General features: G+C 61.9%; 21 protein-coding genes. 5 read left to right on the plus strand and 16 right to left on the minus strand.

Translation table 11 applies throughout. From position 1 onward, the window contains the following. Positions 1 to 5: 5 nt before the first annotated feature. The 6 genes from msbA to ACH6CX_RS01850 all read right to left on the minus strand — a co-directional run bounded on the left by msbA (position 6) and on the right by ACH6CX_RS01850 (position 7657). Positions 6 to 1826 carry a lipid A export permease/ATP-binding protein MsbA gene (gene msbA / locus ACH6CX_RS01825; protein ID WP_232942661.1) on the minus strand — a complete coding sequence of 607 codons (1821 nt, stop codon included), beginning with the start codon at positions 1824 to 1826 and terminating at the stop codon, positions 6 to 8. A 123-nt stretch (positions 1827 to 1949) separates the two neighbouring features. Beyond that, positions 1950 to 2369: a biopolymer transporter ExbD gene (locus tag ACH6CX_RS01830; protein WP_232942663.1), complete on the minus strand. Its 420-nt coding sequence runs from the start codon at positions 2367 to 2369 to the stop codon at positions 1950 to 1952. Between the two features lie 10 nt (positions 2370 to 2379). Continuing rightward, positions 2380 to 3000, minus strand: coding sequence for a MotA/TolQ/ExbB proton channel family protein (locus tag ACH6CX_RS01835; protein WP_232942665.1), 621 nt, complete (start codon positions 2998 to 3000; stop codon positions 2380 to 2382). Between the two features lie 213 nt (positions 3001 to 3213). Further along, on the minus strand, positions 3214 to 4005 hold the full coding sequence (locus tag ACH6CX_RS01840) for a hypothetical protein (protein WP_396674472.1): 792 nt from the start codon (positions 4003 to 4005) through the stop codon (positions 3214 to 3216). A gap of 38 nt (positions 4006 to 4043) precedes the next feature. Next, complete coding sequence (locus ACH6CX_RS01845) at positions 4044 to 4901, minus strand: hypothetical protein (protein ID WP_237061566.1); 858 nt, start codon at positions 4899 to 4901, stop codon at positions 4044 to 4046. Positions 4902 to 5155: 254 nt separating this feature from the next. Further along, on the minus strand, positions 5156 to 7657 hold the full coding sequence (locus tag ACH6CX_RS01850) for a DNA internalization-related competence protein ComEC/Rec2 (protein WP_396674474.1): 2502 nt from the start codon (positions 7655 to 7657) through the stop codon (positions 5156 to 5158). A gap of 283 nt (positions 7658 to 7940) precedes the next feature. On the opposite strand from ACH6CX_RS01850, the gene ACH6CX_RS01855 reads away from it, so the two are divergent. Next, positions 7941 to 8909, plus strand: coding sequence for a porin (locus tag ACH6CX_RS01855; protein WP_237061570.1), 969 nt, complete (start codon positions 7941 to 7943; stop codon positions 8907 to 8909). A gap of 136 nt (positions 8910 to 9045) precedes the next feature. Here ACH6CX_RS01855 and ACH6CX_RS01860 read toward each other — a convergent pair whose 3' ends face one another. Further along, positions 9046 to 10530, minus strand: a complete 1485-nt coding sequence (locus tag ACH6CX_RS01860; RefSeq protein ID WP_396674477.1) for a bifunctional 2-methylcitrate dehydratase/aconitate hydratase — start codon at positions 10528 to 10530, stop codon at positions 9046 to 9048. A gap of 169 nt (positions 10531 to 10699) precedes the next feature. On the opposite strand from ACH6CX_RS01860, the gene ACH6CX_RS01865 reads away from it, so the two are divergent. Both ACH6CX_RS01865 and ACH6CX_RS01870 read left to right on the plus strand, forming a co-directional pair. Beyond that, positions 10700 to 11653 carry an MlaD family protein gene (locus ACH6CX_RS01865; protein ID WP_232942677.1) on the plus strand — a complete coding sequence of 318 codons (954 nt, stop codon included), beginning with the start codon at positions 10700 to 10702 and terminating at the stop codon, positions 11651 to 11653. Further along, positions 11650 to 12285 (plus strand): ABC-type transport auxiliary lipoprotein family protein, encoded by a 636-nt coding sequence (locus tag ACH6CX_RS01870; protein ID WP_396674479.1) that lies wholly within the window; start codon positions 11650 to 11652, stop codon positions 12283 to 12285. Before ACH6CX_RS01865 ends, ACH6CX_RS01870 begins: the two co-directional genes overlap by 4 nt. A gap of 1 nt (position 12286) precedes the next feature. Here ACH6CX_RS01870 and ACH6CX_RS01875 read toward each other — a convergent pair whose 3' ends face one another. The 7 genes from ACH6CX_RS01875 to ACH6CX_RS01905 form a co-directional block, all read right to left on the minus strand. Further along, positions 12287 to 12853 (minus strand): cytochrome b, encoded by a 567-nt coding sequence (locus tag ACH6CX_RS01875; RefSeq protein ID WP_396674481.1) that lies wholly within the window; start codon positions 12851 to 12853, stop codon positions 12287 to 12289. Between the two features lie 101 nt (positions 12854 to 12954). Next, complete coding sequence (locus ACH6CX_RS01880; RefSeq protein WP_232942683.1) at positions 12955 to 13269, minus strand: hypothetical protein; 315 nt, start codon at positions 13267 to 13269, stop codon at positions 12955 to 12957. A gap of 38 nt (positions 13270 to 13307) precedes the next feature. Beyond that, positions 13308 to 14621 (minus strand): sulfite oxidase, encoded by a 1314-nt coding sequence (locus tag ACH6CX_RS01885; protein WP_396674483.1) that lies wholly within the window; start codon positions 14619 to 14621, stop codon positions 13308 to 13310. A 289-nt stretch (positions 14622 to 14910) separates the two neighbouring features. Beyond that, a complete protein-coding gene (locus ACH6CX_RS01890) occupies positions 14911 to 16218 on the minus strand; it encodes a serine hydrolase domain-containing protein (RefSeq protein WP_396674485.1) in 1308 nt (435 codons plus the stop codon). Positions 16219 to 16377: 159 nt separating this feature from the next. Then, positions 16378 to 16551 (minus strand): hypothetical protein, encoded by a 174-nt coding sequence (locus ACH6CX_RS01895; RefSeq protein ID WP_232942689.1) that lies wholly within the window; start codon positions 16549 to 16551, stop codon positions 16378 to 16380. 111 nt (positions 16552 to 16662) lie between these two features. Beyond that, positions 16663 to 17859, minus strand: a complete 1197-nt coding sequence (gene purT, locus ACH6CX_RS01900; protein WP_396674487.1) for a formate-dependent phosphoribosylglycinamide formyltransferase — start codon at positions 17857 to 17859, stop codon at positions 16663 to 16665. 55 nt (positions 17860 to 17914) lie between these two features. Further along, positions 17915 to 18763: a PA4780 family RIO1-like protein kinase gene (locus ACH6CX_RS01905; protein ID WP_396674489.1), complete on the minus strand. Its 849-nt coding sequence runs from the start codon at positions 18761 to 18763 to the stop codon at positions 17915 to 17917. A 294-nt stretch (positions 18764 to 19057) separates the two neighbouring features. Here ACH6CX_RS01905 and ACH6CX_RS01910 point away from each other — a divergent pair, with 294 nt between their 5' ends. Both ACH6CX_RS01910 and ACH6CX_RS01915 read left to right on the plus strand, forming a co-directional pair. Continuing rightward, positions 19058 to 19210, plus strand: a complete 153-nt coding sequence (locus ACH6CX_RS01910) for a hypothetical protein (protein ID WP_396674491.1) — start codon at positions 19058 to 19060, stop codon at positions 19208 to 19210. A gap of 201 nt (positions 19211 to 19411) precedes the next feature. After that, positions 19412 to 19846, plus strand: coding sequence for an OsmC family protein (locus ACH6CX_RS01915; protein WP_396674493.1), 435 nt, complete (start codon positions 19412 to 19414; stop codon positions 19844 to 19846). A 55-nt stretch (positions 19847 to 19901) separates the two neighbouring features. Here the strand turns inward: ACH6CX_RS01915 and ACH6CX_RS01920 are convergent, their stop codons facing one another. Then, on the minus strand, positions 19902 to 20825 hold the full coding sequence (locus ACH6CX_RS01920; protein ID WP_396674495.1) for a M14 family metallocarboxypeptidase: 924 nt from the start codon (positions 20823 to 20825) through the stop codon (positions 19902 to 19904). A gap of 273 nt (positions 20826 to 21098) precedes the next feature. After that, positions 21099 to 21926 (minus strand): DUF2306 domain-containing protein, encoded by an 828-nt coding sequence (locus ACH6CX_RS01925; RefSeq protein WP_396674497.1) that lies wholly within the window; start codon positions 21924 to 21926, stop codon positions 21099 to 21101. Positions 21927 to 22117 lie beyond the last annotated feature (191 nt).

A 22117-nucleotide genomic window follows, 5' to 3' on the forward strand; every position in this document is an offset into this window, starting at 1 on the left:
CCCGCTTATCCCGCCGTCTGCTGCTGCAACAGCGCCGCATAGCGGCCGCCGTGCTCTATCAGTTCCTGGTGGTTACCGCTTTCGATGATGCGCCCCTGCTCCATGACCAGGATCCGGTCCGCGCCCTCGATGGTACTCAGGCGGTGTGCGATCACGAAAGTGGTACGATTCTTCATTACCTCTGCCAGTGCTGCCTGGATGCTCCTCTCGGACTCGTTATCCAGTGCCGAGGTCGCCTCGTCGAGGATCAGCACCGGCGCATCCTTGAGCAGCGCCCGGGCAATCGCCAGGCGCTGGCGCTGGCCGCCGGAGAGCATCTGGGCGTTGTCCCCCAGCCGGGTGTCCAGTCCCTCGGGAAGCTCCGCCACAAAATCAGTGGCATGGGCCAATTCAACCGCTCGCTTCACCGCCTCCGGCGGGGAGCCTGCCAGCTCACCATAGGCAATGTTGTTATAGACAGTATCGTTGAACAGCACGATGTTCTGGGAAACCATGCTGATCTGGCCCCGCAGCTGCTCGAGGGGGACATCGGCAATATCGACGCCATCCAGCAGGATGCGTCCACTGGTAGGATCGTAGAAGCGCGCCAGCAGGCTGACCAGGGTGCTCTTGCCCGACCCGGAAGCCCCCACAAGTGCCACCGTCTGGCCGGCCGCCACCTCGATATCGATATCGCTCAGCACCGCCGGGGCGGCCTCGTCATAGCGGAAGCCCACGTGCTCGAAAGTGACTGCACCGTTCACCGGTGACGGCAGTGATGCCGCGCCACCAGTGGGTTCACGGGGGGAGTCAAGTACATCGAAAATGCTCTCGGCGGCGGCGATACCCTTCTGGATGTCGGCGTAAACCTCGGACAGGCTCCGAACCGGCTTGGCCAGCGATGCCGCCGCACCGATGTAAGACGCGAATACACCGGCGGTCATGGACTCGACCATGCCCGGTGCCAGTGCCAGCCATACAATGGAAGCCGTCGCCAGGCCCACCAGTATCTGGATTATCGAGACGCTGCCGTTATTGGCCACCACCAGCTTCATAAACTGTTGGCGGTTGTTGTCACTGGCCGATTCGAAACGGGCATTCTCATACTTCCGCCCGCCATACATGCGCACTACCTGGTAGCCGTTGATCGCCTCCTGGGTGACATGGGTAACATCACCCATACTGTTCTGGATGCGGTGGCTCAGCTTGCGAAAGCGCTTGCCCACGATGCGCACGATAAAAGCGATCAGCGGTGCAAACAGGAAAAACGTCAGGGTCAGTTTCCAGTTGACCAGCAGCAGGTAGGTCAGCAGCCCCAGCGCGGTGAAGGACTCGCGTATCAGGACCTTCATCGCCTTGGTAATCGAATTGGTGACCTGCTCCACGTTGTAGGAAACCTTGGAGATCAGGTAGGCGCCGGTGTACCGGTCGAAATAGGCACTGGGCAACTGGCCGATCTTGACGAACAGGTCGGTGCGCAGCTGGTGAATCACTGCACGCGCCACATAGGCCAGGCCGTAGCTACCGATAAAGTTACCGGATGCCCGCAGGACGATAATCGCCAGCATGGCCAGCGGCACCATCCAGCGCGCAGCTTCCTGCGGCATGACACCGCCGGGGAAGTAGCCGGCCACCCATTTCGCCAGAAACCCCTGCCCGACCTGGATACCGGAGCCCACGGCATCCAGCAACAGCTCGGTCACCGCGATCAGGCTCACGTTCATGGTGGAGAACAGCAGGAAACCAAGGACTGCCAGGGCGAAAATCGGCCAGTGTGGCAATGCGTAGGAAAGCAGGCGGCGGTAGGTCTTTGTCCCGCTTGGCGGGAGCCCTGGGGCATTATCCATAGATAGCCATATCGTACAGCGGACGGGGATCGCGGCGATCAGCCCCCGGAGGGTACTGGCGCGGCGGTCTCCGGCCTCAGGCATCCGGCAGGCGCATCTTGCGACCCGCCAGACCCCTGTCGGTTAACTCTCTTCCGGTTGCCGCGTGGTAATGCTCAGGTGGACAAAACCCAGCTGCCCCGCAGCATCCATGGCGCGCACCACAGCCTGGTGCTCCGCCGTGGCATCGGCAGTAATAATCAGGGGGCGATTGTACTCGCCCGCAGAAACTTCCGACAGGGCCGATTTCAGGGTAGTCAGCTTTTTATTGACCAGGGCACGCCCGTCCACGGAGTAAGACCCATCCGCGTTAATCAGCACCTCGATACTGCGCGGCGGGTTTTCCGCCTGTGGGCCCGCTGCCTCGGGGAGATCCAGCTTGAGGTGGCTCTCTTTGGTAAAGGTGGTGGAGACCATGAAAAAGATCAGCAGCAGGAATACCACGTCAATCAGTGGCGTGAGGTTGACCCCGTCCTGCTCTTTGGCTTGGCGGCGAAACTGCATGAGCTATACCTCAGGCCGTTTCAACGCGGCGATCACTGTGCAGCGCATCAACCAGCTTGACGGCTTCCTGCTCCATGGTGACTACGATTGTATCCACCCGGCGCTGGAAATAGCGGTGCGCCATCAGGGCGGGAATAGCCACGGTCAGGCCTGCAGCAGTCGTAATCAGCGCCTGGCTGATCCCCCCGGCCAGCACACCCGCATTACCGGTGCCTTCCAGCATGATCGCGGTAAACACCTGGATCATACCGACCACGGTACCGAGCAGGCCGATCAACGGGGCCACGGCCGCAATGGTGCCCAGGGCGCCGAGAAACCGTTCCAGGTCGTGGATCACCTGGCTCGCGGCCTCTTCAATGCTGTCTTTCATCACGTCGCGCCCATGGCGGGAATTGGACAGGCCGGCGGCAAAGATCCGGCCCAGCGGGCTGGAGTCGCGAAGTTCCTTGAGCTTTTCGCCGTCAATCTGGTTATTTTTGAGCCAGCTCCAGACTTCCCCGAGCAGGCCTCGCGGCGCGATACGGCGGGGATTGAGTGTCCAGAGACGCTCGATAAAAATAGCAATAACCGCGACAGAACAGAGCAGGATCGGCAGCATCAGCCAGCCGCCGGACTTTATTATCTCTAACACTTTTCTTATTACCCGTACTGCGAAAGGTAGAGCAGCACTTTACCACAGCTGTTGGCGCCAGCTAAGTCTTGCCAACGGCGTCTTTTCCCCGACTGTGACATGGGTTACATCGTGGCGCAGGACCGGGCCCGTTTTACCCGGACATAAAAAAACCGCCGGCAGTGCCGGCGGTTCAGGTTCGACGCCTGGTGACCTGGGCCAACCAGGATCAGGTTAGCGTCCCGGACGCTCGGGCTTGGCCGGCTTTTCCGGGCGCTCCGGCTTTTCCGGACGCTCGGGCTTGGTGGGCCGCTCCAGCTTGGCCGGGCGTTGCGCCTTGGCCATGCGGTCGACCTTATCCACCTTCGGGCCCGCAGTTTCCGGCTTCATGCCTTTTTCCATTGCGGTGGCCTTCTCGGCCCGCTTGTCCTGCCCGGTCATCTTGTCGGCCTTGGCAGTACCTGCGGTTTCCGGGCGATTGGAACGGATGCCGCTCATCACCTCACCCAGGTTGAAACCCATCGCCTTTGCAATCTGGCCCCAGCCCATACCCTCTTCGACACGCATGAACAGGATTTCATTGATGGCATCATCGGCAGTCATGCCGGTCTCACCCTCGAGCGCCTCGGCGGCAGAGGCCATGGCCATCTGCTCAGCCAGTGCCAGGGTGATCACCACATTGCCGTAACCCATACCGACAGTAGCGCCTTCGCCTTCAACTTCCTCGACATCATCGGTCTCGACCACATCTTCCGCGGCGTCACCCTCTACATCACCCTCGGCGTCTTCCGGCGGAACGTATGTGAGCTCGCCACTGCGCAGGCCATCGACGTAGCTCTGGGAATCCTCGCCGAGGAAATCGCCGAACATGCCGGCGATGCTGCCGGAAGGTACATCAGAAACTGACTCAACCACTTCAGTGTCAGTAGCATCGTTGTCCGGCATCTCATCCTGGGCCCATGCTGCGCCCGCGAGCATTGCCGACAGTACAGCGGGAAGTACTGCATTCTTATATGGGATCTTCATCGCTCGTTCTCCTGTGAGTACTATATTTTTGCCGGCACTTACTGGCCCGGGCGGTAACTGATTTGGACGCCAAATCCAAAATCGGGACTGCCTTCCGACAGCCCCTTGTAACCGTAGAGCATGCCGCTCCACTGTTCGCTCAGTTTCTGGTTCAGGTAACCGAAAAGTTCTGTGGAAGGATCACTGGTCTCAGTGGTTGCCTGCTGGTAATCGAGGGAAGCCCCGACGCTGGTGTTATTGCCGAGGCGATAGCCGCTACCCACGGAGGTGTACCAGACATCGTTGATCTCTGTTTCCGGCAGGTCACCCTTGATCTTTCGTGCAAGAGTGGCGAAGGGGGTAAAGTCACCGACCACGGTAAATACTTCCGCCTGCAGCGTGTAGTCCGGCTCACCGGTACCCAGCCCCTTTTCCTCATCGGCGGTCGGCACCTTGTACTTGCCTGACAGATCCACGAACCAGCGTTCCGCAATCGGGTCGAGGCTGTAGGTACCCGTCAACCACAGGTCGCCGAACCCCGACTCCTTGACGGTTTCAACATCGGTAGTATCGGCACCACCACTATTGCCAGGGCCGAAGCCACCGCCATTTCCAGTGTTGCCATTGCCGCGGCCGACAACCACGCCACCGTCACCACCGGGCACTACACCACCCGGGCCCTCGATCTGCACGAAAGGCAGCGAGGCTTTGAAGGTCCAGCTGGCGGAGGGCTTGTAGCTCACGGTAAAAGGCGTGGACATGATGTCGGTATCGACCGAATCACCGTAGTCACCGCTGCTGATATCCGTACCAAGGGAATACTTCCACTCGGGCTCGGCCATCGCCTGACCGGCCGACATCGCGGTCACCGCGGCAATCGCCCCGCACAAGAATTTCCTGTTCGTATAACGCTTCATCAAACACACCACTACTTTATGTTTTATGCCCGCAAGCATGTCCTGACTGGTCAACACCGAGATCGGTCGCCCTGCTTATTTTTTGACCGACCGCACTGCTCGGAATTTAATCAAATATTAACAATTATTAACGGATCCGATTTGACAGGCATCACAATAAAAGTTCCCTGCCAGGCTGCACGGGAAAAGTGTGACGATGGTCCCACTCAAGCAGGGAGGCCTATCCTGCGAAGCCTGCAGGCGACCCTGTCCGCCTATTTTTTAACCGGTCCGTTCAGCCAGAACTTACCATTAACACGGCCGAACGTGATATTTGGTTCCCGCGAAATTCCATCCCAGGAAAAAAAAAGCGCGCCGGAGTAGGCAGTGTTGTACACGCGCGCACCGGAAGCGCGGTAGCGTGCGACGACTTTGGGGTGAGGATGGCCGAAGTGGTGGCGAAAACCAGCACTGAATACGACATGCCGTGGACTGGCCCAATCGACAAAGCGCCGGGAGGAAGAAGAGCCCGAACCGTGGTGGGGAGCCACCAGCAGGTCAAACGGCCCGAGGGATGGATAGGTGTCAACCAGCCGCGACTCGACTCGCGCAGAGATATCCCCTGCCAGCAGGATCCGCAGGTCGCGCCAGTACAGGGCGACCACGCAACTGTGGTCGTTATCCTCACCGCTGACCGATGGATCCCCGGGCCAGAGCACTTCCGCCCGGGCCGCCCCTACATGGAAGGTGTCACCGGCCTGGCAGCGCGCCGCGGGCATGCCCGCGGCCTCGCCCAGCCGGGGGGCCAGCGTCCCCGGCGCCCGGACCTGTCCCGCCGGCACACTCGCCAACAGGTCCGCCAGGCCGCCGCTGTGGTCGCTGTCACCGTGACTGACCACCACCGTATCAAGCGACCCGATGCCCTCGCCCAGCAGGTATGGCGAGACAATTGCCGCACCGGCGTTCCAGCCGCTGCGGGAACGGGGCCCGGTGTCGTAAAGCAGGTGCGCCTGTCCCGTCCCCGCCAGCACCGCAAGGCCCTGCCCCACATCGAATACCGTCAACCGTAACCCCCGGGGCTCGCGCTGCTCCGGGAAGAGCAAAGGCGCGGCGAGCAGTATTGCGAACAGCCAACCGCAATGCCGGCCGGGAATCCCGTTTGGCAGTGCCAGCAACAGCAGGCAAACCGCGCACAGCGCCAGGCTCGCCGGGCCTCCCGCAAATCCCAGCGGTTGCCAGGCGCCCAGTGAACCCACCAGCCCCAGAAATTCCATCAACAGGTCCAGCTGCTGTCCCGCCAGCCCGATCAACAGCGCGCCCGCCCCGCTCTCACCCAGTAAGGCGCCCAGCATCAACAGCGGCAGGATCACAATGCCAATCCATGGAACCGCAACCAGGTTGACGGCAAAGCCCGCGATACTGACGCCGGAAAAGAGGAGAAGCGAGGGCACCAGCAGAAACAGTGTCACCACCCACTGGCCACGGGCCAGCCCCAGAGTCCCCCGCCACAGCTTTTGCGCCCACAGGCGTGTAACTTCCACCACCGTCCCGCCTGCCAGGTCGTTGCCGGCGCGGGATCGACTCCCGCTCCTGCCGCAGAAAGCCAGCAACAGGGCCCCTACCGCCACAAATGAAAGCCAGAAACCGGGACTGAACGCCGCCAGCGGTTGCAGCGTCAGCACCAGGGCCAGCGCTACCGCATAGGCGAGGCCGGCACTGGTCCGCCGCCCCCAGGCCAGTACCAACATAAACACTGCCGTCATCACCATGGCCCGCTGTGCTGAGAGCGGGGCTCCGGCCAGCAGCGTATAGGCCAGGGAAGCCAGGATTGCCGCGCCACCCATGACCAATGGTGACAGCTGCCAACCCGCCCCTCCTGCTACCCGGCACAGCAATCCCGCCGCCAGGGCGAAGAAACCGGCCACCATGCCCACGTGCAGGCCGGATATCGCTACCAGGTGGGCAGTTCCGGTAACACGCAGCAACTGCTTATCCCTGTGGCGCAGGCCACTGCGGTCCCCCAGCAACAGTGCCTGCACCAGCTCCAGCCGTGGCGGGTCCTGGCGCGCAAGCCGGTCCCGCAGCGACTCCCGCATTACCTGGATCCCCGGTGCCCGGCCCAGGAAGCGGGGTGTTGCGTCCCGGGGCCGAACGTAGCCAGTGGCGTATATCCCCTGGCGCAGCAGCCAGCCCTCGTAATCGAAACTGTGGGGATTCACACTTCCCCTGGGGCGCTTGAGGCGCACGGGTAGCAGCCAGTGCGTTCCCGCTCTCAGTCTCGCGGCGAAATCCGGCGATGCCCGATACCAGGTGAGGCGCAGCTCCTGCCCTGGCATATTGCGGGTAATCCCGGCCATATCCGGGGCTCCCAGTACACGGGCGACGAACCGGACGTCCTGCGGCCCATCCACCGGATCGCGGCCAGCGGCGCGTTCGGGCAGCGAACTGATTTCAACAGGTAACAGGAAGTCGGAGCCATGGAGCTCCAGTGGCAGGCGGTCGTGCAGGGCCTGCTGGTTTGACCACAATGCCCAGCCCGACCCCAGGCAGGCCGCCAGCAGCAGCGGCAGGAGCTGTCGCAGACCAGGGCGGACCAGGCACAGCAGTGTCGCCAGCCCCCATACTCCAAGCCACGCCCCCAGCCATACCCACCAGCCCGGAAGCTGTGGCAGGTACCCGGTGCCTGCAATGCCGCAGGCATAGCACCACAACATTAATATCGTGGGGGCCTTGAATCCCCCGCACGGCCGGCCGCCGCCGGCCAATCTCCCCAGCATGGCAAATCCTTTTGCGACGCTCCTGTGACCGAGGCTCGGCTCTCCCCTGGCCGGGCTGCACCGGCAGGACCAGGGCTGGCCAAAAATCAGGCAAACCCAGCCCGGACACCTGTCATTAGTGTCACTGACGGCACCAATCAGTCACATTTCATTAAAAAAAATGACTTCTTTAACTTTTTTGTAATATTGCGCCCGCAGAATGCGCAGCAACTCGAGGGATGGCCGGCATTCGGACAAATAAACGGCCTACCCGGATTCCAATGAAAACTGTGCGAGACCACCGATGAAAAAGACCGCTATTTCCCTGGCTATGATCGCTGTGGCCCCTGCCCTGGCGAATGCCCAGGCAGAATCAGAAGCCCTGACACTCTACGGCAAGGCCAATGTCACTTTCCAGTCCGCGGATGAGGGCGATGGCTCCACCACCGGCCTGAAGAGCAACGCCTCCCGCCTGGGTGTCAAGGGCGAGCTGCCTTTCGACAATGGTCTGACCGGCATCTACAAGATGGAATACGAGACCGATGTCGACGGCGAGGCTGAAGAGATTTTCAAGCAGCGCAACATCTACGCCGGCCTCGAGGGCGGTTTCGGCCAGGTGATCGGCGGCAAGTTCGATACCCCGCTGAAGAAGGCGCAGAAGAAAGTCGACCTGTTCGGTGACCTGGAAGGTGACATCAAGAGTGTCATCACCAAGAGCGACAACCGCGAGGCCAACAACCTCCAGTACTCCACCCCTTCCTTCGGTGGTTTCAAGGCTACCGCGGCCTACATCAGCCACGGTGACGAGGAGCTGACCGACGGCGAAGGCGCACCGCTGCTGGACGAGAACGGCAACGTGATCACCCGCGATAACGGCACTTCCGTGTCTTTCGCCTACGACAATAACGGCATCTACGTGGCCTACGCCTTCGACCAGGACGTGGAAGCCAACGACTGGAACGTGCAGCGCCTGGTGAGCCAGTACAACATTGGCCCGGTGCAGGTGGGCGCCCTGTTCGAAGAGCAGGAAAAGCCCGACGGCAGCACCCAGGACGGCTGGATGACCTCCGCCGCCTACAAGATCAACGCCTGGACCATGAAGGCCCAGTACGGCCAGTCCGACATCGTTGTGGAAGATGCGGAAACCTACAGCCTGGGCCTGGACTACAAGATGTCCAGCGCTGCCAAGGTCTTCGCCTTCGTCACCGACGAGACCGCAGCCAACGACTACGAGCGCAGCTACTTCGGTGTGGGTACTGAACTGAAGTTCTGATATCAGGCTTCGGTAGACACAAAAGAGGCGGCCGCTGGGCCGCCTCTTTTATTTTGGGCGAACACAAGGTTCGCCCCTACGGCCACCCCACAGGCCATCAAGTGGATACGGAAACCCCTGCATACGCCTGCCGGCATCAGATCACGAACAAATCCATAAATTCATGTACCGGCAGCTGCCCCAGGGTTTGCCGATCACTGCAGAGCGCGAAAATTTCGCCGCAGCGCCTGGCGGGAAATCGCGTCGCCAGGCTGTCCCGGAATTTTTGTTCAAGCAGGGGAATCCCCTCTTCCCTGCGGCGGCGATGCCCCACCGGGTACTCCACTTCGATTTTATCCGTTGAACTCCCATCCCTGAAAAAAACCTGCACCGCATTGGCAATGGACCGCTTGTCCGGATCCAGGTAGTCGGCTGAGTAGCGCGGTTCCTCGATAACCTCCATTTTCCCGCGCAGCCGGTCTATCTCCGGGTGTGCGTTATGGAAACCATCTTCATAGTGCTCGGCCCGCAACTCCCCGAATATCAGTGGTACCGCTGTCATATATTGCAGGCAATGGTCTCGGTCCGCCGGGTTCGCCAGCGGTCCTTCCTTGGAAATAATACGGATGGCGGACTCGTGGGTGGTGATAACAACCCGGTCGACTTCATCGAGTCGCCCCCCGACCTGGGGGTGCAGGGTCACGGCCGCCTCGCAGGCGGTCTGGCTGTGGAACTCGGCGGGAAACGAGATCTTGAACAGGATGTTTTCCATCACATAGCTGCCATAGTCCCGCGGGAACCTGAATTGCCGCTCCCCCTCCGCCTTTACCTTCTGGTCCGCATTGGTCTTGCTGAATGACACATCGTAGAAGCCCCACTGCTTCGCGGTCAGCGCCCCCGGGATCCCCATCTCGCCGCGCATGCAGATATCGGCCAGCTGCACGCCGCGACTGCTGGCATCACCGGCAGCCCAGGACTTGCGCGAGCCGGCATTGGGGGCGTGGCGATAGGTACGCAGCGCACTGCCATCCACCCAGGCCTGCGACACCGCCGCCATCACCTGCTCGCGATCACCGCCCATCAAGCGCGCGGCCACTGCCGTGGAAGCCACCCGCACCAGCAGTACATGGTCCAGCCCCACGCGGTTGAAACTGTTTTCCAGTGCCAGCACACCCTGGATCTCATGGGCGCGGATCATTGCATCCAGCACATCGCGCACCCTGAACGGCTCCTTTCCCTGAGCGACTGTCTGCCGGGACAGGTGGTCAGCTACCGCCAGGATCGCCCCCAGGTTATCCGACGGGTGGCCCCACTCCGCCGCCAGCCAGGTATCGTTGTAATCCAGCCAGCGGACAATACAGCCGATATCCCAGGCCGCCTTGACCGGGTCCAGGCTGAGTCGTGTTCCGGGAACCCGCGCCCCATGCGGCACCCGGGTACCGTCGACGACCGGCCCCAGCAGCTTGGTGCACTCGGGAAAGCCCAGCGCCAAGAGCCCACAGCCAATCGAGTCCATCAGGCAATAGCGCGCCGTATCCCAGGCTTCTTCCGACTCGATTTCGTAATCCAGCACATAGTCAGCGATATCCTGGATTACCTGGTCATACTCCGGACGAATATTCTGCTCCACATTGCTGGCCATTTCCGGCTCCCTCCAGCGTCTATTGGTTGGACTACTTGTGTCTTTGCATGCGCCCTGCAGCTTCGCCGATCTGCGCAGTTGTCGGCATATCCATTTAGCTTGTCGCGGTTTGATCTAGACTTGGTGTGGCCACGACCCCGGCCAATCCCCCAGCAGCGGAGGAAGCCCGATGACAATCAGCATAGCGAACCGGGCAAGGCTGGCATTCGCGATGGTGGTGCTGCTGGGCCTTGTGGCCTGGGCTGTCTGGTACTACCTGGCAGCGGGCCGGTTTACGACCTACCAGATTGTCACCGAGGATTCCGTGTCCGGGCTGATCACCGGTGCACCGGTGGAATTCCACGGGGTGGATGTGGGGAGGGTCACACAGGTCGAGCTGACCGGCCCCCACTCTGTTCGCATCCTGTTTGAGGCGGAGAATGACGCCCCCATTTCCCGGGCGACCGTCGCCACTATCACTGCCCGCGGACTCGCTACGCGGGGATTCACCGGCTACGTGTACGTCCTGCTGGAAAATACCGGAACAGGCCAGGGGCCACTTACCGCCGCCCCCGGCGACCGCTACCCGGAGATACCCACCGCGCCATCCCGGTTTGTGAGCCTGGATACCGCCATCAGCCAGGTCAACCAGAACGTACAGCAGCTGACCGACCTGCTCCATACCCTGCTGGACGAGAAAACCATTGCCTCGCTCCGCTCCGCCGCGCACGACCTGCAGCAGGTCAGCCATATGCTGGCGGAAAACCAGGAAAAGCTCGGCTCGCTCATCGCCAACACCGAACGGGCCAGCCGCCGGCTCGGGCCTCTGCTGGATTCCAGCACCGACACGGTCCAGGCCCTGCAGCAGGTGAGCCGTATGCTGGCCGGGCACCAGGAGAGACTCAGCACCATTATCACCAACACCGAGGCCGCCAGCGGCAGGCTGGGACCGCTGCTGGACTCGGGCAATGACTCGGTCAACGCACTCCAGCAGCAGGTGCTGCCCGAGGCGTACCGGACCATGACCGCCCTGGGCAGGCTGACCAATTCGATGGAGCGCCTGACGGTCAAGATCAATCGCGACCCGTCAATCCTGCTGCGCGGCAGCGCCCAGCCACCGCTTGGCCCGGGCGAAAGCGAATGAACGCAATCCGCTGCGTGCGCCACTGGGCCTGCGCCCGGGCCGGCATCCTGCTGGCGGCACTGTCCATGGCAGTACTTGCCGGCTGTTCGCTATTCTCCCCGGTAGAGGACGATATCCAGGTGGGCGTGATCGACCAGCTGCCGACCGAACTCCCCCGGCGGGAACCCCATGCCGCCACATTGATGGTGCTGCCGCCGGCCATCAACCCCGTCTACGACACCGTACGGATGGCCTACCGCCTCCGGCCACACCAGGTTGAGTACTTCAGCCGGCACGAATGGGGCGCGACACCGGCGCAGATGCTGCAGCCCCTGCTGGCCCGGACGCTGGAAAACACCCACTACTTCCATGCCGTACTCAGCCCGCCCTACTTCGGCCCCTACCACTATGCGCTGCGGACCGAGATCCTGGAGCTGACGCAGGACTTCACTTCCGAGCCGGCCACCCTGCAGCTGTCCCTGCGGGTGCAGCTGGTGGATGGCGACTCAAACCGGGTTATCGCCGAGCGGGCCATCTCCCTGCGCGAACCCCTGCTGCAGCAGACCCCCTACGCCGGCATCGTGGCCGCCAACGAGGCCGCCGCAAAAAGCCTGCGACAGGTCGCCTGGTTTGTAATCGGCGAGATGCCCTGAGTCAGCCCTGGCTGCCCGCTCCGGGCAGCATCTTTTTCAGGGTGTTGTCGCGGGAAAGGAAATGGTGCCTCAACGCCGCGCCCGCATGGATCACGATAAAGCCGATCAATGCATAGCCCAGCCATTTGTGAACCTCGATCAGTACCTGGAACCGGTACTCATTCTGGGCAATCAGGTCCGGCAGCCGGACGCCGAAGGCGTATACCGGAATGGCCGCGGCGGAAGACATCAACCAGCCGGTCACCGGCAGCGCGAACATCAAGGCGTAGAAGCAGAGGTGAACAAACCGCGCCGCCACCTTCTGCCAGTCCGGGAACTGCGTGGCCAGCGCCGGCAGCACATTGCCGAGGCGCCATGCCAGCCGCACCGCAGCCAGTCCGAGCGCCACCATGCCATATTCCTTGTGCAACAGGACCAGCCCGATTTTCCTCTTGTCGAACCCGACATCCGGCAGGCCGCTCATATACAGGCCGAGGACGACCAGGCCAATGAGCAACACGGCCATCAGCCAGTGGAGTGCGATGGCGACGGTGCCGTAACGCTGTGGGGTGTTTTTAAGCACGGTCATCGATCACGTCGGTCAGGGCTGTCCACGCATGCCTCATTTCCTATAACGGATGACGGCGGAGATGACAGCGAAAGAGGTGCGGGAATAGAATGCTGGCGCGGTCAGTCACCATCGGTACCGTAGTGCTCTGCCAGGTAATTCGTGATGCGTTCGAGTGTTTCCGGGGGGAGTTGCGGCATCCCCTGGGTTTCGGTCATCCATTTCAGGGTGTCCTGCCAGGCCGCCTTGCTGAGCCGCTGTTGTTTGACGATCATCAGCGAATGGCAGGCGGAACAGAGCCCGTACACTTCCTCCCGGCCTTCACCGGGCGGGAGACCGCCGAACTCCTGCGCAGCGGGGGCGGTGTCCTGGGCCAGGGTTGTGCCGGGCAGCCCCACCGCGAGCGCCAGGAGCAGTCCAGCGCAGCTGCGCGCCATTCGGCCTCGCCTGTCCATTCGCTTTTTCCGGGCCACCGTTAAACCACCGTAACCGCCACGCGGTGATAGGAGTTGTTAAGGTAACCTTTGGGGTTCCAGGCAATGCCGAAGGGCTGGCTGACGCCATCGCTGTCGACGGCCCTGGCCCAGACCTCATAATACCCCTGCTCCGGGAATTTCACCTTCGCGCGAAAGCGCTGCCAGGCAGCCTTGTTTGCGGGTGGAGACAGGTCTGCCTTCATCCAGGTTGCGCCGAAGTCGATGGACAGGTGTACCTCGGACACCTCGCGATCGCCGGCCCAGGCGTGCCCGCGCACTTCCAGCTCGCGATTGTTGAGTTTTGTGCCGGTCTCAGGCGCGGTGATCAGGGACTTCACCGGCATGCGCTCGATGATCACGAAATCCTTTTCGTCCACTTTTTGGCCCGGTGCCACGGGATATTTGGGTATGCGATAGGCGGTGCCGGTCATCTTGGGGCCATCGTGTACCTGGTCGCGTATCTGGATACGTGTCAGCCATTTTTGCGAACAGGAGCCGGGCCAGCCCGGGATCACCAGGCGCAGCGGGGCGCCGTTCATCAGGTGGATATCCTCGCCGTTCATGGCAAAGGCGATCAGGTTCTCCTCCCCCATGGCCTTCTTGATAGGCACACCACGAGAGAGCGGCAGCTTGCCGGGGATACCGGACAGGTGGGTGTCGGCGCCATAATGTGCCGTATAGACTGCACCGGGTTTAATGCCCGCCGCCTTGAGCACATCCGCCAGGCGCACGCCGGTCCAGGCCGAACAGGCGACGGCGCCATAGGTCCACTGGTTCCCCTTGGCCGGTGGCTTGAAAAAGGCCCGCCCGTTGCCGCCACATTCAATGGCCAGGTTTTGCGTGACCACTTCGAACTCTTTCTTCAGGTCGGCGATGGTCAGTTTCAGCGGCTTGTCGACAAGGCCGTCAATGGTCAGCTCCCAGCTGGCGGCGTCCACGTCAGTGGGTGGTGTGCCGTTATTCCTGATGAAGTGGCGGTTCTTCGGGGTCACCTCGTCGTCGAGCAGATGCGCTGGGGTTTCGGCATTGACCGGCCTGTCGTTCAACACGATCAGCCCATCCTTGCCTTTCAGCGTGAATGGCCTGGTTTCATCTGCCAGTGCGGCGGGGATCAGGCCCGAGGGCATATTGCGGTGAAACGGAATCGCGCTTACCCCCAGGGCAGCCGCCATGGTCCCGAGCCCCAGGCCCCTGAGAAAGCCACGCCGGTCGGGATTCGGTTTACGGCCAAACACCGCTTCGTCCGCCCGCTCGGGATCATCACCATACAGCGCATGGAGCCCGACACTCCGGGGTTTGTCCTCCTCGCTCATCGCCCGCTTCCTCCAGACCCTACCTTCCTGAATGATCGGAAAGTATAGTCAGGCGTATTCGCTAAAAGGCGCCACCATCGCAGAAGATGGTTTAGCGTGGCAGGGTTTTAATGGTGTTGGCCAACTGTCAGAAAATGGCTCTAAGGGATGCCTGGTGCCCCTTAGACCAGCCCTCACTTTACGCGCATCCGGGCCAGGCTTCCTGGATAGCAACTGGCTTGTCAACGGTAACTTTTCCAACCACTGCGCCCCGTGAAACCCAGTCGGCACCTGGTGATGCCTGTCGGGTTTACTTATCGTCGAACAGGCCCGAGGTCGCAATCGGGCGCGCAAAGCGGTGGCCCGAGTGGTCGTCATTGCTGACATTGAAATAGACGATCACCAGATCCCGCGATGGCGATACGTAAAGGCCCTGGGTCATCAGGCCGCCTTTCCACATATCCCCGTCGGGCCAGATTACATCCCACTGGCGGCTGTTAGCGATAAAGTCATCCGAGCCGAGGTAATCGGCGAACACCGCGCCGTCAAACCCCGCCATGACAAACTCATGCGTGCGTACCTCGTTGCGAATACGATTGAGGATCTCGTCCGAAACGACCTGCTCGACGGCAACCTTGTCCCAGCTCGGCGTGTAGAGCATGCCGAAGCGGGCAAAGTCCCTCAGGTTGCTCGACACCAGCCCGTGCGCCGCTGCAATGCCGTCCGGCGTCAGGTGGATTTGCAACACGCCCTCGGCGCCAACCTTCGACCAGACACGACGATCGAAGAGCTGCGGCCAGCGCTCGCCTTCCACCTCCTCGGCCAGCAACACCAGCATTTGCGTCAGCCCCGAGGCATACTCGAATGCCAGGCCGGGCTTTTCTTTTTTCGGTGTACTTCTCAGTACGTCGCGCAGTTTCTCGACGCCCCTTGTTTTGTTCGGAAAACCGAACTCAGCTTCATATACACGGCGGGCAATGTTGTCGGGGTCGAAGCGGGATTCAGACGTATCCTCAAGGTCCATGCCGGTGGCCATATCAAGCACATCGCCGGTGGTGACGCCGTCCCAGTCGGTGCCCTTGAAGTCGGTCAGGTACTTTGTGATTGGCGCGTCTTCATCGATTTTGCCCTCACTGATAAGTTGGTCAATAACCAGGCTGGCAGTCGGTTTGGCTGAAGACATCCAGAGGTGATAATCCGCGGGTCTCATCCGCGGATATTTCTCGTAGACGATATTGCCCTTATGAACCACAAGAAAGGCCTGGGCGGTATCGGACTGCTCCAGGAACTCGTCCAGGGTCAGCGGTCCTTCCAGCTCGCTTTCGGATGTCATTTCGGCTTTGATTTTGCCGACTTGCGGCATCGACTTGCTGCCAAGGGGCATCACACCCGGCCGCGAGGGGAGTATGGCCGTCGGCATGAATTCTGACGCGCGCATGTTGAAATAGGCGGAAGGATCGCCACCCCGGAACAGTTCGTTGTAATCGGCTTTGCGCGTCTGTTTTTCGAGATCCAGCGGGAACCCATCGACGAACTCGTCGAGCGGCGTATTGTCCTGCGCCACGGCGACCGCAGCTGCCAGAACGAAAGCAGACGACACCAGTTTCCTTCCAGGCATGGCTTCACTCCTCCGGAGTATTTTTGTCGACAATGCCGCCATTCCTGACCCGGTCCCAATGCTCATGGGGGTGAACGGCAAGGTGGGTACGCCCCACGAGGCCGGCCTGGCGGGAGCGGCCATGGCAAAAACTACTGGAGTTTAGCCCAGTGCCCGCCCCTACCGGTGGGCCAGCACGTACACGATCGCCGCGCACACGGCGACGGCCTGCGCGGAATTACATTGTCCGGGCGTGGCGCGGGGACTGTCGGCGTAGACCTCGGTGGTGGTCTTGTAGGGGGCGTTGGTGATGCTGGCGCACAGGCCCAGCTTTTTGAGCGGGTATTCGATCACGCCGCGCGCGACCACCGGCGAGCCGATGACCTCGTTGTTTGTCGTCGGCCGGGGCGATATGGGTGACCAGACGCAGGTTCAGAGCACTGAAGCTGGCGGCTGCTACTGCCGCTACAGCTTTACCTCGATATCGGCAATCACCGCATTGGCGGTGTTGCGCGCAGTTTCGGTATCGTCGGCCCGCGCCAGGGCGACACCCAGGCGGCGCTTGCCGGCAATTTCGGGTTTACCGAACAGGCGCAGCTGGGTATCGGGACGCGAGAGCGCGGCGCCCAGGTTGCCGAACTGCACCTGGGTGGAATCGCCCTCCACCAACAGCACCGATGAAGCGGAGGCGCGGTGCAGCTGGATATTGGGAATGGGCAGCCCGAGAATGGCCCGGGCATGCAGGGCAAACTCGGAGGGATCCTGCGAGATCAGGGTCACGAGGCCGGTGTCGTGCGGCCGTGGCGACACTTCACTGAAAATCACATCATCGCCTTTGACAAACAGCTCCACGCCAAACAGGCCGCGGCCACCGAGATTGTCGGTCACCGCTTTGGCAATCTCCTGCGCGCGGCCCAATGCCGCTGCCGACATCGCCTGCGGCTGCCACGACTCCTGGTAATCCCCATCCGCCTGGCGGTGGCCAATGGGCGCGCAGAAACTGGTGACAATATTCCCGTTGCCGTCATCGTGGCGAACGGTCAGCAGGGTGATTTCGTAATCGAAGTCGACAAAGCCCTCGACTATCACCTTGCCCTTGCCGGCGCGGCCACCCTCCTGTGCATAGGCCCAGGCTTCCTCAACCTGTGAGGCATCCCGCACCAGGCTCTGGCCCTTGCCCGACGAACTCATGATCGGTTTGACCAGGCAGGGAATGCCGATCTCGTCGATCGCGGCCTTGAATTCGGCCTCCCCGGCAGCAAAGCGATAGCGGGAGGTGGGCAGCCCCAGGGTTTCCGCCGCCAGCCGGCGGATGCCTTCGCGGTTCATGGTCAACTGGGTGGCCCGCGCGGTGGGGATGATATTGACCCCCTCCCCTTCCAGCTCGGCCAGGGTGTCGGTGGCGATGGCCTCGATTTCCGGCACCACCAGGTGCGGCCCCTCCTGTTCAATCACACCGCGCAGGGCCTCACCATCGAGCATATTGATCACATGGCTGCGGTCGGCCACCTGCATCGCCGGGGCGTTGGCATAGCGGTCCACCGCAATGACTTCGCAGCCGAGGCGCTGCAGCTCGATCACAACTTCCTTGCCCAATTCCCCGGCGCCGCAGAGCAGGACGCGGGTAGCGGTAGAAGAGAACGGAGTGCCCAGGGTAGCCATAGAGTTTTTGCCTTATTGTGAATGTTGCGCGAGGAAGATCATCAGCATCAGCGGCCTACGATCCTTCCCAGGCCGGAGCGAGGCGCTCGGCCTCTTCTTCAAGCACGTCATCGATGACGTCCATCAGGTCCCCGACGTCGACGCTGGTCGTGTCTTGCTCGAAATATCCAGTAAGGGGACTGTCCGGGTGCAGTTCACCCGCCTCATAAAGGGCCCAGATTTCCTTGCCGTAATCGGTGGTCAATAGCTCCGGGGCAAAGCGGCCGAAATAGGCCCGCATATTGTTGACATCGCGCTCCAGCATCATGGCGGCGTTGTTGTTGCCGGCGGCATCCACCGCCTGGGGCAAATCGATGATGACCGGGCCGTCGCGGTCCAGCAGCACATTGAACTCGGAAAGGTCACCATGCACCAGGCCGGCACACAGCATGCGCACCACGTCGGCTATCACCTGGCCGTGGTAATCCCGGGCCTGCTCCGGGGTCAGCGTGACGTCATCCAGCCGCGGGGCGGCATAGCCCTCGTCGTCGGCCACCAGCTCCATCAGCAGCACACCGTCGACGAAGCCGTATGGTCGGGGGACGCGCACGCCGGCCGATGCCAGCCGATACAGGGCATCCACCTCGGCACTCAGCCAGGCCTGTTCCTGCTCCTTCTGGCCGTAGCGGGTCTTCTTCGACATCGCCCGGGCGCGGCGGCTGTTGCGCCCCTTGCGGCCTTCCTGGTACTGCACCGCCTGCTTGAAGCTGCGCTGCCTGGCCTCCTTGAAGACCTTGGCACAGCGCAAGCCGTCGCCGCAGCGCACCACATACACCTGCGCTTCCTTACCGCTCATCAACTGGGCGATGACCTCCTCGATCATGCCGTCGTCGACCAGCGGTTGTAATCTCTTGGGTACTTTCATGCTTCTGCTCTGATCGTTGGCGGAGGCGGTCCGCTGGCCGGGTCGGGCCGCGCTCGGCCTGCAGCCGCCAACTCTCAGTCATATTACCGGTGCGCCAGCGCGTAGTCGATCGCCGCACACACCGCAACGGACTGGGTAGTATTGCACTGCTCAGGCGTGGGACGGGGGCTGTGCGGGTAGACCTCCGTGGTGGTCTTGTAAGGGCGCTGGTGATACTGGCACACAGGCCCAGCTGCTTGAGCGGGTACTGGATGACACCCCGCGCGGCCACCGGCGAGCCGATGCCGGGGCGGCGTGGGTCACCTTCTCCACCGCCGCGATCACCGCCTGCTGGAATTCGGGCTGCGGGTGCTCGCTGTCATCCACCAGGTAGAGGCCATCGGCAATCTCACCCGGCGTGAACGGCTTGCCGGCGCGGGCGGCCTGGTCCCGTTTATTCCTGGATGACTTGATCCTAATCAGGACGGGCGTTTTGTCTGACGGTACCGTTCATGCGGCGTTTCTCTTCAGCCACTCATTAACGAACAGCCATGAGGCATCAGGTGTTCGCGGTGACAATGTCCCTCGCGTTATGCGCTGCCGTGAATAGTCGCGGAAAGACGACGGGACTACCCGGCATAAATCAATGACTTGATTGTAGGAGGTTTCGTGGACGCATTTCCCCACGAGTACAAAGTGGCCGCCAGTGCGGCAAGTGAAAGTGAAATCACCCTGACTGCTGAAGGGCTGGAGCCCCTCCCCTCTGCGGCACCGGCCCAGTTCGGCGGGCCCGGCGACCGCTGGTCACCGGAAGACCTGTTGGTAGCTTCCGTGGCGGACTGTTTCATTTTGACGTTCCGCGCCATTGCCAAGTTTTCCAAGCTTGAATGGACATCACTGGAATGCAGCGTCACGGGCATCCTGGACAAGGTCGAACGCACACCCTGCTTCACCGCTTTCGAGATAAACGCCAGGTTGCAGGTGCCAGAAGGCACGGATACGAACAAGGCGCACAAGCTGCTGGAAAAGTCTGAGGCGAGCTGCCTGGTGACAAATTCCCTCAAGTCTTCGGTAACGCTGAATGCAGAGGTCACGGTTTCGTGACCTCCGGTACCACCCTCCGTTAGAGCGCGTCGCCGCCAACGCGCACCACCCCTTCTTACCGGTGCGTCAGGGCGTAGTCGATCGCCGCACACACCGCGGCCGCCTGGGCGGCATTGCACTGCTCGGGCGTCGCGCGGGGGCTGTCGGGGTAGACCTCGGTGGTGGTCTTGTAGGGGGCGCTGGTGATACTGGCACACAGGCCCAGCTGCTTGAGCAGGTACTGGATAACACCCCGCGCGACCACCGGCGAGCCGATGATCTCGCCATTGTCATCGGCCGGGGCGATATGGGTGACCTTCTCTACCGCCGCAATCACCGCCTGCTGGAATTCGGGCTGCGGACTCTCGCTGTCATCCACCAGGTAGAAGCCATCGGGAATCCCGCCCGGCGTGAACGGCTTGCCATCGCGGGCGGCCAGCGCGGGGCGGAACTCGCTTTCGTCGGTATCGGTGGTCTCGTGCAGGTCGATATGCATCAGCACCCGATCGCGGATGGCCGCCACCAGCCGCATGAGCGCTGCTGACTCCTGGGCGGGGCTGTCTTCATAGAACGAGCGGTTCGGGTCGATCGCATTGAGGTTCCAGCGATGAATGCGCTCGTAGGCCCAGGGGCTGACACAGGGCGCGACCAGCAGGTTGACGCGGCCCGCGTAGTCCGCCGCATGCTGGTCCAGGAACTGCAGCGCACCGTGCACGCCACTGGTTTCGTAACCGTGCACACCGCCCGTCACCAGGACAACCGGCAGGTCGTCGTTCCAGTCGCGGCTGCGGATCGCCAGCAGCGGATACTTGTCGGCGCCGTATTCCAGAAGGCCGTACTCCTCCACCTCGAAACGCGGGCGCAGCTGCTCGATCTTGCTTAACACCTCAGACTCGTAGCTGCGCTGGCGGGCCTGGCGTGACAGCCACTCGGAGCGTTCCGCATCGCCCCAGGGCGTGCCGGGGGTGCCAATGGGATAGGCTTTGGGCGTCGTGTTCATGCGCTTGTGCTCCATTGATAGCTGATACTGGCGGGGATTCTACACCTGCAAAGCCACATCTTGGAGCCGGGCAACTCCGCGCAACGAATGATTACCGAACTTGGCGTGCCCAGTGGGCCGCTCGTGAAGCTCGGTGACAAAGGAGCACAGCCAAGTCGTTCAGCTCAAGGCGAGAAAGCGCTGGAATAGCAGCGCTATTTCAAGCTTTCTCAACGCGGAGCTGGGCGATTTGGCGAAGCGAACTGTTACCGAACTTTGCGTGCGGCCCACTATCTACATCCGCGGCAACCACATACCCATGGTCGCAGCAAAGATACCAATGGCCATAAAGGCCGTTAGCGGGACCATAGCTCCGACAAAGGCCAGCTGTACGCCCTGCCCGGCTTCGCGCTCCTGGCAGTGGAAATACCATTCCAGCATGGCCAGGGGGAGGAGGTACTGGCCAAACCCCAGGGCGTACAGGAAGGGGCCGGTGAAGGAGTCCCAGTCGACTCCCCACCCACCGGTCAGCATTGCCCACCCCATCAGGGCCACACGAAAGAACCATACCGCGCTGGCAGCCATAAACAGGCGCAGGGCCCAGCGCCGGTGCTCGGCAAAGCGGCCGGCCATGGCGTTGCGCACTGCCAGGAACGCAAATACCAGGATCAGTATGCCGTCGATGGAGATGGTGACCTGGGACACCAGGTCGCCAATGGTGTGACGGGTCCAGGTCATGTACAGCCCGCCGACACTGCTGATGACGGCCGCCAGCAGGTAGCTGCGCCCCAGCCAACGATGGAATGTGGGTGCGTGCCGGCGCACGGCAGGCACCAGCTGCAAGGGACCGCCGCCGATCACTATCGCGGCCAGCAGGACGTGGGCCACCGCAGCGATATTGCCCAATGTATCCCCCTCGCGAAAACCCGCCGGCAGGTGCAGCCCCTGCAGGCCGTGCAGCCCGGACTGGGCAATGGGCGGGTAGAACACGGCGAGGATGTAGGCCAGGAATATCCCGTGGCCAATCGCCGCTATGCAAAACCACGTCTTTACCGATAGATTGACGGCCCGCCAGGCATCGAATTGGCGCAGCAGTGTGGGGCTGAGTACAGCGTTGTTCATCGTTGTTCTCCATGCATTGATAAAGCGGGACGCACGACATACTTTTCTCCCGTGTGGTCCTCGCAGGCCTGGGCTGAATGTGCCTGACGGGCATGGTCGGCCTTTTATAACCCCTGCACATCCGCCACAGGCAGGAATCTGGCCTCCCCCAAAAGGGGGAGGCCGCCCTGCTGTGCCCTCCCCCACAAGGC

The organism is Microbulbifer sp. JSM ZJ756, from assembly GCF_044383805.1.
In the GTDB taxonomy this organism is placed as follows: Bacteria; Pseudomonadota; Gammaproteobacteria; order Pseudomonadales; family Cellvibrionaceae; genus Microbulbifer; species Microbulbifer zhoushanensis.

Excerpts from the sequence above, each read along its gene's own strand:
- msbA (WP_232942661.1), bottom strand. The coding sequence starts at position 1,826 with ATGGATAATGCCCCAGGGCTCCCGCCAAGCGGGACAAAGACCTACCGC.
- ACH6CX_RS01830 (WP_232942663.1), bottom strand. The coding sequence starts at position 2,369 with ATGCAGTTTCGCCGCCAAGCCAAAGAGCAGGACGGGGTCAACCTCACG.
- ACH6CX_RS01840 (WP_396674472.1), bottom strand. The coding sequence starts at position 4,005 with ATGAAGATCCCATATAAGAATGCAGTACTTCCCGCTGTACTGTCGGCA.
- ACH6CX_RS01845 (WP_237061566.1), bottom strand. The coding sequence starts at position 4,901 with ATGAAGCGTTATACGAACAGGAAATTCTTGTGCGGGGCGATTGCCGCG.
- ACH6CX_RS01850 (WP_396674474.1), bottom strand. The coding sequence starts at position 7,657 with ATGCTGGGGAGATTGGCCGGCGGCGGCCGGCCGTGCGGGGGATTCAAG.
- ACH6CX_RS01855 (WP_237061570.1), top strand. The coding sequence starts at position 7,941 with ATGAAAAAGACCGCTATTTCCCTGGCTATGATCGCTGTGGCCCCTGCC.
- ACH6CX_RS01860 (WP_396674477.1), bottom strand. The coding sequence starts at position 10,530 with ATGGCCAGCAATGTGGAGCAGAATATTCGTCCGGAGTATGACCAGGTA.
- ACH6CX_RS01865 (WP_232942677.1), top strand. The coding sequence starts at position 10,700 with ATGACAATCAGCATAGCGAACCGGGCAAGGCTGGCATTCGCGATGGTG.
- ACH6CX_RS01870 (WP_396674479.1), top strand. The coding sequence starts at position 11,650 with ATGAACGCAATCCGCTGCGTGCGCCACTGGGCCTGCGCCCGGGCCGGC.
- ACH6CX_RS01875 (WP_396674481.1), bottom strand. The coding sequence starts at position 12,853 with ATGACCGTGCTTAAAAACACCCCACAGCGTTACGGCACCGTCGCCATC.
- ACH6CX_RS01880 (WP_232942683.1), bottom strand. The coding sequence starts at position 13,269 with ATGGCGCGCAGCTGCGCTGGACTGCTCCTGGCGCTCGCGGTGGGGCTG.
- ACH6CX_RS01885 (WP_396674483.1), bottom strand. The coding sequence starts at position 14,621 with ATGAGCGAGGAGGACAAACCCCGGAGTGTCGGGCTCCATGCGCTGTAT.
- ACH6CX_RS01890 (WP_396674485.1), bottom strand. The coding sequence starts at position 16,218 with ATGCCTGGAAGGAAACTGGTGTCGTCTGCTTTCGTTCTGGCAGCTGCG.
- purT (WP_396674487.1), bottom strand. The coding sequence starts at position 17,859 with ATGGCTACCCTGGGCACTCCGTTCTCTTCTACCGCTACCCGCGTCCTG.
- ACH6CX_RS01905 (WP_396674489.1), bottom strand. The coding sequence starts at position 18,763 with ATGAAAGTACCCAAGAGATTACAACCGCTGGTCGACGACGGCATGATC.
- ACH6CX_RS01920 (WP_396674495.1), bottom strand. The coding sequence starts at position 20,825 with ATGAACACGACGCCCAAAGCCTATCCCATTGGCACCCCCGGCACGCCC.
- ACH6CX_RS01925 (WP_396674497.1), bottom strand. The coding sequence starts at position 21,926 with ATGAACAACGCTGTACTCAGCCCCACACTGCTGCGCCAATTCGATGCC.